Source organism: Pasteurella atlantica (assembly GCF_963693435.1).
GTDB lineage: Bacteria > Pseudomonadota > Gammaproteobacteria > Enterobacterales > Pasteurellaceae > Phocoenobacter > Phocoenobacter atlanticus.
Genome location: NZ_OY856306.1, coordinates 1,109,177 through 1,123,338, shown reverse-complemented (window position 1 = coordinate 1,123,338; position 14,162 = coordinate 1,109,177). Strand labels below are relative to the sequence as shown.

The window sequence follows — 14,162 nt, the reverse complement described above, 5'->3', positions numbered from 1 at the left end:
TTGTTATCCTTTTATTGATCTAAACTAATTCTTAATGCAGTGGCAATTGCAAAAGGTGATAAAGTGATTGCTATTGTTAAAAATGCCCCTAAAATAGCCAGTTGACCGTGATAAGGTAATTGTAAATTTGCTGCATCTAATACTGAGGCGGAAAAAATTAATACTGGAATAAAAAGAGGAAGGACTAATAAACTTAATAGTACACCTCCTTTTCTGAGCCCAACAGTTAGTGCTACACCTATTGCACCAATGCAACTTAAAATCGGTGTGCCAAGTAATAATGTAAGTACCAATGCCCACCAAACCTGAATTTCCAAAGAGAGTAATAATGCCGCAATAGGGGATAATAAAATCAAGGGTAAACCTGTTAATAGCCAATGAGCAATCACTTTAGCCAATACGATAATTGGTAATGGTTGTGAAAGTAATATTATTTGTTCTAATGAACCGTCCATAAAATCATCACGAAATAGACGTTCAAACGAGAGTAATGCTGAAAGTAATGCTGCTACCCATACAATTCCAGTGGCTATTTTTGAAAGTAATACAGGATCTGAGCCCATCGCAAGGGGAAACAAAGTTAAAACAATCAGAAAAAACCATAATGGGTTTAGAATTTCTGCTTGCTTTCGCATTGCAATTTGTAATTCTCTTTTAATAATTTGACTAAATATCATCATCATTATCCTGATATTTATACTTTTCTAGTTGAAGTATTTTTAATTTTTCACTCGGAACTTCTTGATGACTGGTTAAAATCACAATGCCGCCTTTTTGAGTGTGTTGCTCAAATAATTGCGTTAAAACCTGAACACCTTGTTTATCAATCGCATTAAAAGGTTCATCTAAAATCCATAAAGGTGCATTTGATAACCATAATCTTGCTAAGGCAATACGTTTTTGTTGCCCCGCTGAAAGCTGGCTTGCGATAATGTCTTCACGCCCAAATAAACCCACTTTTTTTAAAATATCCCAAAGAATATCATCACTCGGCTTACTATCCGTTACTTTTTGATAGAATTGTAAATTTTCCCAAGCGGTCAGTTCTTGCTTAATTCCTGTAAGGTGTCCTAAATAAAGTAAATTATGGTGATACTCTTCTCGATTTTTATGAATTTTGCAATTATTCCAAAAGATCTCACCGCTTAAAGGTTGAGCTAATCCAACTAAAATACGTAATAAGCTGGTTTTTCCAATACCATTATGTCCTTCAACTTGCACAAAATCACCTGCATTCCAGCAAAAATCTAAATGACTGAATAGTCGTTTATTTCCTCTCTGGCAACAAAGTTGCACAACTTTTAATTGATTATTGTTTGACATAATATATTGATTAATCTTTATTTTTTATAAAAATACTAATAACAAGAAACCCTGTGAAAATAAATTTATCACAGGATCTTAAAAATAGCCTTTATTTATAAGAAAATTTTATTTTTTCTCTTGCTTTACTGTATCTTGTTTAACTTCATCTACAATTTTTTCAAATTCTGCATCTTTAGCTTCGGTTTCTTGTCCTTCATCTTTCATTGCCTTTTTGAAATCTTTCATTGCTCCACCAAGATCAGAACCCATATTTCTTAATTTTTTTGTTCCAAAAAGTAATATAACGACAACAACAATTGCTAATAACTGCCAAGGACTAATTCCCATTTTCATCTCCTAAAAATAATACTCTAAATAGAATAAAATGTGGTTGAATGTTTTTATCCAACCACACTTCGTTATAAATTTAACGCTACCTTATTAACTGAATATCGCAACAAGTACCGCTACAATATTTTGGTAAAACATTGTTTTGGTTTTAACTTTTTGTACTTTTTCATTAAATGGAATTAACCATATTAATAAATAATTTTGTATAAAATCTTGCTGTTTTTCAGAATCAGATTCTGTCACTAATTTATTCAAGATTTCCAAATAAACACCAATATGATCGCTGGGTTCTTTACTTTCTTGATTAAATTGCAGTCCAAATTGTGTTAACAATGAATCCATATAGTCAAGGTTCGTTGCTAAATCCTCTTCTTCTAAATAAGCAGAGGCATACGGCAATGCACTACTTTCTCCATCAAGTAAGAAAAGTTGCGTAAAATCAGCAGCTAGCTCTAACTGACCATAAGGCATTTCATTGATTTGAGTTATATCAGATTTAATCTGTTGAACCTGTGATGAAAATCCTCGTTCAGATAACAGCTCAGATAATAATTCAAATAATGGCTCAAACGTACCTTGCTGATATTGTTTAAGCTGCTCTTCTGTAAGCTCGTGGCTTAGCAAACTACCAAACCACGTGCAAAGAAATGCCTTTTCTTCTTTTGCTAAGTTAATCATATTTTATGATAACTTAACTTCTGTTGGACCAGTAAAGCCATTTGGTGCTGGTGCATCACCTTGATATTTTTCAACATTCACAATACAAGTATTTGCCGATACTGCTTGAGCAAGCTCAGATGTACCAATATCTAATGTCATTGTATTTGGTGAACCATAGGTATCAATAGCACCGTCTTCTGCTCCTAATGGAGAGAACCAAGCCCCTTCTTGTAAACGTAATACACCACTTGGGAAATTATCAGATAAATGTGCACCTACAATTGCTTGACCACGATCATTAAATACACGAACCAAATCACCGTGAGCAATACCTAATTTTTTCGCATCTTCTGGGTTCATAAATAATGGCTCACGACCTTGAATTGCGTAAGTTTCACGTAACTCTTTTGATTGACACATTTGTGAGTGTAAACGTTTATCAGGGTGGCAAGATTGTAACCAGAATGGATATTTATCTGATTTAGGACCGCCGTGTGAACGTTCTTCTTTTTCGAACCACATAGGGTGACCTTTACAGTTATTATAGCCATACTCAGCAATCTTATTACTAAATATTTCAATAAAGCCTGATGGTGTACCTAATGCGTGTAATTCTGGATCTTCAATGAAGTCAGCGTGACGTACCCAAGGTTTACCTTCTGGGAATAATACATAACCTTTTTTCCAGAATTCTGCAAATGGAGGCATTTCAAATTTGCCATTATTCTCTTTACGACAATCTTCGTAAAGTGACTCAACCCATTGCATTTCATCCATACCACGCGTATATTCTTTTTCTTTACCAAAACGTTTACAAAGATCTTTAAAGATCTCAAAGTCTGGACGAGATTCATATAATGGCTCAACTAATTTTTCCATTTTAATCACACCACGTGCACTGTATGAACCATAACCATCAATATCGTTACGTTCAAATGGGGTACAAGCTGGTAATACAATATCAGCAAAACGACAAGTTGCAGTCCAAGCATAATCAACAGAAATAACGGTTTCTAATTTTTTGAACGCTTCTTTCATTTTATTATGTTGTGACTGACGGTGCCATTGGTTACAACCTGAGAAAATTACCATTTTATATGGTGCATAAACCACTTTTTTACCATTGTAATTAATGGTTTCGCCAGCGTGAAGAATCGAATCTGTTGCTCTTGCCACAGGAATAACCGCACTATAACCTTTATAATCTTTGTTATCGTAAACAGGTTTTTGACCTTCATCAATATTAAGTGGAAATGCACCTGGCATTGCTGCACCTGAGCTTGATACACCAACAGAACTATAATGGTGTGCATAACTGATACCACCACCAGGTAAACCAATTTGTCCTAGCATTGACGCTAATACCGCAGCCATCCAATATGGTTGCTCACCATGTTGCTGACGTTGAATTGCCCAACCAAAGATAAATTGTGTACGTTTACCCACTAATGAACGCGTAAATTCACGAATTTTATCCGCTGGAATACCACAGATTTTTTCTGCCCATTCTGGTGTTTTCGCTACTTTATCTTCTGTTTTTCCCATTAAGTATGGTACAAAATCTTCAAAACCGACAGTATAAGTATCGATAAAGTCTTCATTGTATAATTTTTCAGTATAAAGCACATACGCCATTGCCAACATCATCGCAACGTCTGTTTGTGGGTTGATATACTGATGTTCACAACCTAAGAAATTTTGTGTTTTTGTTTTAACTGGGTCAACAGAAATAACGTTTACGCCTTTCGCTGCTACTTTTTGTTTTAACTGCTCTAAATAAGCATAAGCTTCGTGAGTTTCACAGTTCCAACCTACTTGTAAGTTTTTAACAGGATCGCTTGACCAGAAAATGATATTTTCACTTTCTTTTAAGATTACGTCCCAAGACGTACCTTGTGAATAAACTTCGGTTGAACCTAATACGTAAGGAAGAATAACTTGTCCTGCACCAGTAGAATAGTCCCCAGCAGAAGTCACACTATGTCCAAACATACCCACAGCACGGTTCATATGGTTACCACAACTGTGGAATTGACCTGTTGAACGCCAACCTACGTTTGCCGTGTGTAATGCCCAAGGACCATAATTTTTTTGAACACGATCTAATTCTTGATAGAAATAGTCTAACGCATCGTCCCAAGATACACGTACAAAACGGTTATCACCACGGTTTTCAACACCGATTAATTTTTCAGGATTTTTACGGTTTTTAAGCCAATCTAAACGTACCATAGGATAGCGAACACGGGCTTCACTATAAATTAAACCTTTGATGCCTTTAAGCATTTCTGTTGGGTTTTTATCATACTCAAATGCTTTAACCGCACTTACTTTTCCATTTTCAACTTTGGCACGAAATGCCCCCCAGTGTGAACCGGTTAATTTCCATTCTGATGACTCTGCATTTGCAAACGCACTTCTTGAAACAAGAAAGCTTGGCATTGAAAGAGTTGCAGCCATTGCCGAAGCACTGGTTAAAAACTGACGACGAGATTGTTGCATAATTTTTCTCCTTATTTAGTAGGATGTTTTTCAAAATCTGATGAGTGCATTTGTAAATAACGTAATACTTGTTTACCAGTCGTTTCATCTATACTGGTAAAGCCAACCATTCCATTAAATAAACCAATCCAAGTATTTGCATCAAAATGTGCAACATCTGGTTGCTTATGACAAACGCTACATTGTGTTTTATATACGCCTTCTGCTTTCGCCCAAAGTGTATCAATATTCTCTATTAACTGTGATTTTGTCACCCACGCTTGTAATTTAATCTTTTGCCATTTTAAGCGAGTAACAGAATCTTTATATTTTTCAATAACTTCATATTGTTTTGGCTTCGTTTTCATAAACGCTTTGGTTAATACCGCATCGGTAATATTTTTACCCATTTCGTGATAACCAATACGTCCAAAACCTTTTGCTTTACGCCATACGGTAAACTCAACTAAGTCAGACTTATCGCCTGATTTAACAAATTTCACAGGTACGGCCGTTTCTAAATAACCAATTTCTTGTTGCATTGCTTCATCAGAAAATAATTTCGCACTTTCTTTTGTGAAATATGTTGTTCCTGCGGTTAAATCACTTACCGCTTCCACTTCTTTTGGTTTTGGTAAATGGTGTGAAATGCCTTTGTGACAATCAATACAACTTTGATCTTTGGCTGCTGCCGCTTTCATTGCTTCACGTGCTGCAGGTTTCATTTCATCAAACTTCATACGATCATAACGGTGGCAATTTTTACACGCTTGAGAACCATTTGCAGACATTCTTGCCCACTCTCTTTCCGCCATCTCTAAACGATGTTTTTCAAAAGAACCTTCTTCATCATATTTACCCGTCACTTCTGCAAACACTTCTTTAAGCGCTTCAATTTTACGAATATATTTGTCAATTTTTTTGTGTGGTACGTGACAATCTCCACAAGAAGCACTTACACCGAATTTATTTGAAAAATGAGATTTTTCTTTCAATTCTTCTAAAGGTTGTTGCATTGAGTGGCAACTTACACAAAATTCTTCGGTACTGGTTTCTTCCATTACCGTATTAAAAACTATCCAAGCAATAATACCTGCAATAGCACCTGTTACTAACAATACGCCTAAACCTAATTTAGACGGTTTAAAGAAAAAATTCTTTAACCAATGAAATACTTTCATTGAACACCCCAACTTAAAAATAAAAAATAAACTTACTGGCTAAAACCAGTAATAAAAAATAAATAATATTAACTTTGCATTATACAGTTATAAGTATAAATATATAGTTAGATACCTTAATAAAAGTTGTTTAAAATCAAATAATCTTTGTTTAATAATAAAGTATCGCTTCTATTATAAGCGGTTACATTTTGAATAAAATTTGCAAATTTTATGGAAAATATTACCGCTTACTCTACAAACTTTACCAATCTTCTTGATAAGTAAACGTTTGACTAAATCCACTATATTGTAAATATTTCACAAGACTTTTACTTCTTGTACCATTGCTACAAATAAAAATATAGGATTTAGACTTTGATAGAAAATCACTTGGATTATCTAATAATTGATCTGGCGTAAAATGGGCTGTCGCATACTCACAAGGATTTACTTTAATTTCATTTTCTCGACGAATATCAATAATTTCATAGCCCTGTTCCAATGCTTCGCTTAATTCCCCTTGAAAAACTAAATTTGCTGTATATCGCTCAACAATCGCTTTATCATTCTGCGAATGACAACAATCGTGATCAAAAGGAATAGTAATTTTATTTAAACTCAACGAATAAAAATCAAAATGATAAAGTGTACTTTCTGCCACAGGATAAAATCCTGAAAGTAGCTTAATCGCTTCTAAGGCTTGCAAACAACCCATCGTACCAGGAACTGGTCCTAATACGCCAAGAATATCGCAACTTCCTGTTACTTCTACACCTTCTGGCCACATACAACGGAAACAGCTAAATGGCTGATCTTGTTGTGGGATCATCGTAAATAGTTGCCCTGTCATTGCAGAGGCATTTGCAAAAATAACGGGGATTTGGCGTAAAATCGCGACATCATTTAGCATATAGCTAAAAGACAACATATCGGTACAATCTAACACCACATCATATTGTGAGATTAAACGTAATAATGTTTGCACATCTAATGACGAACCGATGGCTTTTACATCTAACTGCGGATTACGTGCCAATAAATATTGCTTAACCGTTTCTGCTTTATTGTTACCTAAATCATTTTGGGTAAACAACGTTTGACGGTGCAAATTACTTGGTTCAATATCATCATAATCGACAATCGTAATATGCCCAATACCTGACATTGCTAAATAACTGACCGCCGTTGTTGCTAGCCCTCCAGCACCAATGACTAATACTCGACTGTTATTTAACTTCTGCTGTTTTTCTTGCGTCATTCCTTTTACAAGTAATTGACGAGAAACATCAAGGGTTGAATGTTGCATAAACTAAGGTCGGCTCTCAATATTTGAAACCCACTCGTGCGTTTCTTTGTCTAAATAAAACTCTTTTTTCCAAATCGGCACATCGGCTTTCAAAGTATTGATAATATACTGACAAGCCTCAAAGGTTGCCCCACGATGTTTGGCACTCACGCCAACCCACACCGCTAAATCGCCAATCGCTAATTTACCCACGCGATGAATACAAATTGCCTCTTCAATATCAAATAGCTCTTTTGCTTTGGCAACAATTTTCTCGCCTGTCACAACGGCTAATTCTTCATACGCACTGTATTCCAATCCACGCACTTGATTGTCGTTATTATGATTTCTTACCCAACCTTCAAAACTACAATAACCGCCACATTCATCTAAACGTAGCGCTTTTTTATAGCTTTCAATATCAAATTCTTCGGATTTAATTAAAAACATTGTTAACCCCCTGCTACTGGTGGAATAAACGCTACGATATCATTTGGCATAATTACCGTATCCCAAGGGGTAAACTGATGATTCACGCTCACTCGCACTTGTTTTTGAGATAATTCAACACCTAGCTCTGCACAAATATTGCTAAACAACATTTCAGCGGTTAGGTTGTCACTTAACGGGCGTATTTCTTCTGCTTTATTCGCTTTTTCTTGAAAAACAGCAAAATATAAAATTTTAAAGGTATTATTTGATACAGACATCTTTTTTGCCCCCTGTTTTTTCTAATAAGCGAATATCTTCAATAATCATATTGTGTGTCAATGCTTTACACATATCATAAACCGTTAAAGCCGCCACGCTAGCAGCGGTTAAGGCTTCCATTTCAATCCCTGTTTTATGGGTAACTTCCGCAGAGGTATAAATGGTTAAAACAGGCTCTGTTTCTGAATATTCAAAAGAGACTTCGCATTTTTCCAAAGGTAATGGATGGCAAAGTGGAATTAAATTTGACGTCTGTTTTGCCCCCATAATCCCCGCAATTCGTGCAATACCTTCGATTGAGCCTTTTGGGGTTTGACGATCATTTTCCAAAATAATTTGATAAATATCTTGTGGAAAACGGATTTTGGCCATCGCTTTGGCTGTGCGGTGTGTGGCAACTTTATTGCTCACGCCCACCATATTTGCATTTCCATTATTATCTAAATGCGTAAAATTCATTATTTTAACCTATATTTTTTCTATATTGCGTGTACTGTTGCTTTGCATTCTCAAACTGCTCTGGCGTATTAAAATTACAACATAAACTCACAGAATCTGGCAATTCAATTTCTTTCATCTTAAATTGATCACAAAACGGCATTACTCGACGATTGCCAGCTAACAAATAATCTTTTAAATCCTTTGCCAACGATGTGTGATATAAACCCACCAATGGCAATAATTTGTGATTTTTTAATAAAATGGTTTTAGTTTGCGTATCTTGATTTGCATCGATTTCATCGATCGCTTGCTGAAATAAATCAATAATTTCTGATGGTAACAACAACGCATCACAACTATATACCCACAACCACTGATGATTTGCTAAATAGCTCTGCTCTAACACAGGTTGAATGGCAGATAATGCCCCTGATTTATTCAATAATAGATCAGGGGATAACGTAATATGATGTGTTGCAATTTCTGAATAAGTGTAATCATCAGCACATACAAAAGTGGCTAAGCCTAATTGACGAGCGTCTTGCACCAATCTTGAAAGCAAAGTTTCACCTTCAAAAAGTAGCTGTGCTTTGTTCTGCCCCATTCGGCGGCTGTTGCCACCTGCTAAAATGGCGATATGTGCTAATTTATTCATTATTACTCTTTACGACAATTATTTGATAAATCTAACGTGTGGTACAAAGTTGCAAGGTTTAGTTCTTGCATCTAATTGATTTTCTAAAATATCGCCCCACGCTGTTTTACACGCCCCCGTTGAACCCGGAATGGCAAAAATCAAGGTACGATTTGCCACACCTGCTACGGCACGTGATTGAATCGTTGATAATTGAACGGTATTTTGTGAACATTGACGGAATACTTCGCCAAAGCCATCAACGGTTTTATCAAATAAAATGCTTACTGCCTCAGGGGTAATATCTTTATCGTAAAAACCTGTACCTCCTGTGATAATCACCACTTGGCATTCTTTATCCGCAATCCATTGACTTACGATTGCACGAATATCATAAAGATGATCGGTACACAATTTACGTTCATATAAATTATGCCCCGCTTTCAATAATGACTCTTGCAAGTAATCGCCTGACGTATCTTCCGCAAAAGTGCGAGTATCCGATACCGTTAAAATTGCAATATTTAATGGTTCAAATTGTTTTCCACCATCGTGCATTTTGTTATCCTCCAATCATAGATAAATTTGTAATTAAGCCAGAATTGTTTTCGTGTAAATGGTGCATTTCTGGTTTTTGTGGCATTAAATTTTGTAAATAATTGATCAAATCTGACCGCTTACCATCCGCCAAATAAGGACGAATATTAAACGCACAACTGTCAAACAAGCATAAATGCAAGTTCCCCATTGCTGTTACTCTTAAACGATTACAATTTTTACAAAAATCTTTGCTATAAGGTGCAATCACGCCCATTCTTCCCATATAATCAGGGTGAGCATATTCTACGGCTGGACCTGCGTCTTTGCCTCGTGGCAATGCCGTCCAACCTTCTCTTTCTAAAATTTTTACTATGCGACTCGCACTTAAATGCGAATTTTCAAACAATAAATTATTTTCTGCGGTTTGCATTAACTCAATAAAACGAAAGCTAATCGGTTTATCCTTAATAAATGCCAAAACACTGTGAAGTTGCTGAACGCCACTTTCTTTCAACAATACCGCATTCAATTTAATCGGTAACGGCTTATAATCCATTATCAAATCAATTGCTCTTAAAATCGATCCCAAAGAACGTCGCCCCGTGATCTGCTCAAAGGTATCTTCGTCTAAACTATCCACGCTGATATTGATCTGATTCAGTCCTGAGTCGATCCACTTTTTATAATGTTGCTCCAACTTCCAACCGTTAGTCGTTAAAGCGACTTTTTCAATATTCTCTGGTCGCTGACAAACTTGGATAATCTCGTTAATGTCTTTTCTTAACGTTGGCTCGCCCCCTGTTAAACGGATCTTCTTTGTGCCTAAATCCGCAAAAGTTGAAACCAAATTATCAATTTCAGACACCGTTAATTCATTCTTCGGCTTCTTTCCTTGATAACCATCAGGCAAGCAATAATTACATTTAAAATTACATAAATCGGTTACTGACAAGCGTAAATAACTCAATCTCCGCTGAAATAAATCAGTTAAAGGGGCTGATTTATTATCAGACTCGGTAAGATTTTTCATTTACACCTCTACAAAAATTTGCCGTTTAAAGGGAAAATCTCAACATATTCCTCTTTTTCAAATTCAGCTTTCTCTGCTGGCAAATAGACAAATGCATTTGCTTGGCTTAACTGATAAATACGGTGTGAATCTTGTGAGAATTGCGTGTAAACCACCCAATCATTATTTGCGTCTTTCTCAACAAAACCACGTTGTAATTCAGTACGACCTGAACGACGTTTAATTTCATTGCCTAATTTTGCTTTTACACTTAATTTCGGTAAAGTTACACCAAAATATTGATAAATAGCGGGTAATAAGAATAGGGTTGCACTGATTGTGGTTGAAAGTGGATTACCCGGTAAGCCAAAGTAGCGAGCCTTGCCTAAATGACCAAACACAAAAGGTTTGCCTGGTTTTAATGCAACTTTATATTGCACGATATTACCCAGTTTGCTCACGCAATCTTTTAAGAAATCATAATCCCCAACAGACACGCCACCAGAGGTTACCACGATATCATTTTCGCTCGCTGCTTTTTCTAAAATACGACTGATTTCATCAGGGTTGTCTTTGATAATGCCGTAATCATTGATGATCACAGGGAAAGATTGTAATAATGCTTTCACGGTTGGACGGTTTGAATCGTAGATTTGCCCTTTTTGTAATACTTCGCCCGCTTCACGCAATTCATCGCCTGTTGAGAAAACCGCGATTTTTAATGGCTTATAAACATTGACTGAACCACAGCCCACACTTGCTAATAACGGAATGTCGGTAACAGAAATACAATGCCCTGCTTTTAATACCGCTAACCCCTTAGACACTTCCTCGCCTTCACGACGGATATTATTGCCCAAAGGTTGCGTTTTCATTAGCTTAATTGTGATTTTATTTTCTGTTTCTTCACGCTGAACATTCTCTTGCATTACCACGCAATCAGTATTTTCAGGAATAACCGCCCCCGTCATAATACGTACGCATTCACCAGAACCTAGCACGCCACTAAATGGTTTTCCTGCGATAGATTCTCCAATACACACAAATTCACTTTTTTCTTGAAAATTTTGCTCACTTGAATGTAATGCATAGCCATCCATTGCGGATACTGATGACGTTGGAATATTGATGTCTGACACAATATCTTCGCTTAACACACTCCCAATCGCATTTAACAATGCTACACTTTCTGATTCGGTTTTCTTTGGAATACTGTTTATATCTTCAATAATAATGCGACGCAGATCTTCAACGTGAATCATATTTATTTATCCATATTTGAAATTAAAAAATTTTCTTAGAAACTTGTCTACTAAATCTATTTATTATTTGAGTAAATTAAATCAGCAAACAAAGGAGCATAATTATATCAAATTAGAACAAAATATGTAAGTTCATTGCTAAGGATGTTCAGAACAAGATCATTTTAAATTGAACTAAATGCTATTTTTACGATCAGATCAGTAAATAACATGCCCTTATGGATACCTATTTTTTTCTATCTGTTACAAAAGGCTGGGAATATAAAAAATTTTGGTTATGTAAAATTAGACTGGTTAAAGCATTATTCACCTTTTGAAAACGGTATAATTTATATTATTATCCTTTTTGAAAAGTTACCGCTATTAATCTTAAAAAATAAATAATTAAAAGTATGTATCTACCCTAACCGCTTGTTAGATTTTTTAGTGCTATATCTGGGTTTAGTACGCGGTGTGATTTTACTTAAATTTTGCAAAATTTGTTGATTTGGGCTGTTCAATAAATGAGGTAACTTTTGCGTAAGATCAGACATAAAGTTTTGATAAGTGGTCTGTTTTTTACTTATTCCGTTTAGTTGCATTTCCCAATATGCAGTCATATCAGGAATAGTTGCCACTTCTGGTAAGGCTTGAATTAAAATTCGTCCTGCTTCTGTGCTGTGAATTTGTCTGCCTTTTTTGGTTAAAAAACCACGTTTAAACAATAATTCAATGATCCCTGCTCTGGTTGCTTCTGTGCCTAAACCATCCGTTTCTCGTAAGATTTTTTTTAACTCTTTATCTTGTACAAAACGTGCGATACCCGTCATTGCTGAAAGTAAGGTGGCATCAGAAAAATAGCGTGGCGGTGTTGTCTTCTTACTTAAAACTTCGCCTTTTTCACAATGTAATTCTTGTGATTTTTTAACTATAGGTAACGTATTTTCATTGATTTCATTGTTGTCTTCTTTTCCTTGCAATGCTTTCCAACCTGCTACCACTAAATTTCGTTCTTGAGCAATAAAAGTACCGCCTGCAATTTCTAACGTAATTTTTGCTTTGCGATATTCTGCCTCAGGGCAAAATTGCATTAAGTATTGTCGAGCAATAAGCTGATAAACCTGTTTTTCATTTTCAGTTAAACGAATATTACCCGTACGAGCCGTTGGAATAATAGCGTGGTGCGCTTCTACTTTTTTATCATTCCAACAACGATTTTTAATTTCTAAATCAACTATTTCTGGTAAATTTTGGTATTCAGTCAGATGTTGTGAAATCGCATTAGTCACTTTAAAACGATCACCATAATGCTCTTTTGGTAAATAACGGTTATCAGAACGAGGGTAAGTGATCAATTTATGGGTTTCATACAATTTTTGGCAAATATCAAGTACGGATTGAGCAGAAAGACCAAAACGGCGTGCTGCTTCAATTTGCAATACAGAAAGGGAATAAGGTAAAGGTGCGGTTTCTTTTTCAAGTTTATTTTGATAATCCGTTACTATGGCAGGCTGATTGGCAATACGTTTTACTACGTTTTCAGCTAATCCAAGAGAAAGCACTCGTCCTTCCTCATCTTGATAATCTTCACAGGCTTTACTTGGTTTCCATTGTGCGGTAAAACATTCTTGAGTCTCAGGTACTATCACGTGAGCTAGCACTTCAAAATAGTCTTTTGGTACGAAATTTTCAATTTCTAAATCACGTCGCACAATCAAACCCAATACAGGGGTTTGTACTCGTCCAACTGACAATACTCCTTTATAACCTGATCGTTGCCCTTGAAGGGTATAAGCTCGTGTCATATTAATACCATAAAGCCAATCTGCCCTAGCACGTGCCAATGCTGAAGTTGATAGCGGTATGAAGTGAGTATTATTTTGCAATTTTTCTACGGCTTTCTTAACTGCACTAGGGTTAAGATCGCTGACTAAACAGCGTTGAATTTGTGAGCGTTTTTCAGCAGAAAAATTCATATAGCCAAAAATTTCATCAACTAATAATTGCCCTTCTCTATCAGGGTCACCTGCGTTAACCAAAATATCCGCTTTTTTTACTAGCCTTTCTACCACTTTAAACTGTTTTACGGTATTTTTTTTAGGAAACCATTGCCATTTTTGAGGAATGATCGGCAAATGTTCCATTCGCCATTTTTTATAACGTTCATCGTAAGCATCAGGTTCAGCCTGCTCCAACAAGTGACCGATACACCAAGTAACCACATCATTTTCTCCACACGTAATAAAGCCATCCCCTCTTTTATGAGGCTTAGGCAAGACATCAGCAATGGCTCGTGCAAGGCTAGGTTTTTCTGCTATAAATAAACGCATCATCAAATAAA

15 protein-coding genes are annotated in these 14,162 nt (G+C 35.9%); all 15 read right to left on the bottom strand.

Annotated features, from left to right (window positions below; translation table 11 throughout):
* Positions 1-11: 11 nt before the first annotated feature.
* The 15 genes from ccmB to U9966_RS05255 all read right to left on the bottom strand — a co-directional run bounded on the left by ccmB (position 12) and on the right by U9966_RS05255 (position 14,151).
* Positions 12-677: a heme exporter protein CcmB gene (gene ccmB / locus U9966_RS05325; protein ID WP_306346880.1), complete on the bottom strand. Its 666-nt coding sequence runs from the start codon at positions 675-677 to the stop codon at positions 12-14.
* Complete coding sequence (gene ccmA, locus U9966_RS05320) at positions 667-1,323, bottom strand: cytochrome c biogenesis heme-transporting ATPase CcmA (RefSeq protein ID WP_306346879.1); 657 nt, start codon at positions 1,321-1,323, stop codon at positions 667-669. The genes ccmB and ccmA overlap by 11 nt, the downstream gene beginning before the upstream one ends.
* Positions 1,324-1,431: 108 nt before the next feature.
* Positions 1,432-1,653: a twin-arginine translocase TatA/TatE family subunit gene (gene tatA, locus U9966_RS05315; RefSeq protein ID WP_306346878.1), complete on the bottom strand. Its 222-nt coding sequence runs from the start codon at positions 1,651-1,653 to the stop codon at positions 1,432-1,434.
* A 93-nt stretch (positions 1,654-1,746) separates the two neighbouring features.
* Positions 1,747-2,334, bottom strand: coding sequence for a molecular chaperone TorD (gene torD, locus U9966_RS05310; RefSeq protein ID WP_306346877.1), 588 nt, complete (start codon positions 2,332-2,334; stop codon positions 1,747-1,749).
* A 3-nt stretch (positions 2,335-2,337) separates the two neighbouring features.
* Positions 2,338-4,818, bottom strand: a complete 2,481-nt coding sequence (torA, locus tag U9966_RS05305) for a trimethylamine-N-oxide reductase TorA (RefSeq protein ID WP_306346876.1) — start codon at positions 4,816-4,818, stop codon at positions 2,338-2,340.
* An 11-nt stretch (positions 4,819-4,829) separates the two neighbouring features.
* Positions 4,830-5,978, bottom strand: coding sequence for a pentaheme c-type cytochrome TorC (gene torC / locus U9966_RS05300; RefSeq protein WP_306346875.1), 1,149 nt, complete (start codon positions 5,976-5,978; stop codon positions 4,830-4,832).
* A 244-nt stretch (positions 5,979-6,222) separates the two neighbouring features.
* The gene (locus tag U9966_RS05295; protein ID WP_306346874.1) at positions 6,223-7,266 is read right to left on the bottom strand and encodes a HesA/MoeB/ThiF family protein; all 1,044 of its coding nucleotides are present in this window, start codon (positions 7,264-7,266) and stop codon (positions 6,223-6,225) included.
* 3 nt (positions 7,267-7,269) lie between these two features.
* A complete protein-coding gene (locus tag U9966_RS05290; protein WP_306346873.1) occupies positions 7,270-7,695 on the bottom strand; it encodes a molybdenum cofactor biosynthesis protein MoaE in 426 nt (141 codons plus the stop codon).
* Positions 7,696-7,697: 2 nt separating this feature from the next.
* Positions 7,698-7,955, bottom strand: coding sequence for a MoaD/ThiS family protein (locus U9966_RS05285; RefSeq protein WP_306346872.1), 258 nt, complete (start codon positions 7,953-7,955; stop codon positions 7,698-7,700).
* Positions 7,939-8,415 carry a cyclic pyranopterin monophosphate synthase MoaC gene (gene moaC / locus U9966_RS05280; protein ID WP_306346871.1) on the bottom strand — a complete coding sequence of 159 codons (477 nt, stop codon included), beginning with the start codon at positions 8,413-8,415 and terminating at the stop codon, positions 7,939-7,941. The genes U9966_RS05285 and moaC overlap by 17 nt, the downstream gene beginning before the upstream one ends.
* 4 nt (positions 8,416-8,419) lie before the next feature.
* Entirely contained in the window at positions 8,420-9,052 is a 633-nt protein-coding gene (gene mobA / locus U9966_RS05275) for a molybdenum cofactor guanylyltransferase (RefSeq protein WP_306346870.1), read from the bottom strand.
* An 18-nt stretch (positions 9,053-9,070) separates the two neighbouring features.
* Positions 9,071-9,589, bottom strand: coding sequence for a molybdenum cofactor biosynthesis protein B (gene moaB / locus U9966_RS05270; RefSeq protein ID WP_090922710.1), 519 nt, complete (start codon positions 9,587-9,589; stop codon positions 9,071-9,073).
* 4 nt (positions 9,590-9,593) lie between these two features.
* Positions 9,594-10,601, bottom strand: a complete 1,008-nt coding sequence (moaA, locus tag U9966_RS05265; RefSeq protein ID WP_306346869.1) for a GTP 3',8-cyclase MoaA — start codon at positions 10,599-10,601, stop codon at positions 9,594-9,596.
* An 8-nt stretch (positions 10,602-10,609) separates the two neighbouring features.
* Positions 10,610-11,842 (bottom strand): molybdopterin molybdotransferase MoeA, encoded by a 1,233-nt coding sequence (gene moeA / locus U9966_RS05260; protein WP_306346868.1) that lies wholly within the window; start codon positions 11,840-11,842, stop codon positions 10,610-10,612.
* A gap of 398 nt (positions 11,843-12,240) precedes the next feature.
* Positions 12,241-14,151, bottom strand: a complete 1,911-nt coding sequence (locus tag U9966_RS05255) for a DNA topoisomerase III (protein ID WP_306346931.1) — start codon at positions 14,149-14,151, stop codon at positions 12,241-12,243.
* Positions 14,152-14,162 lie beyond the last annotated feature (11 nt).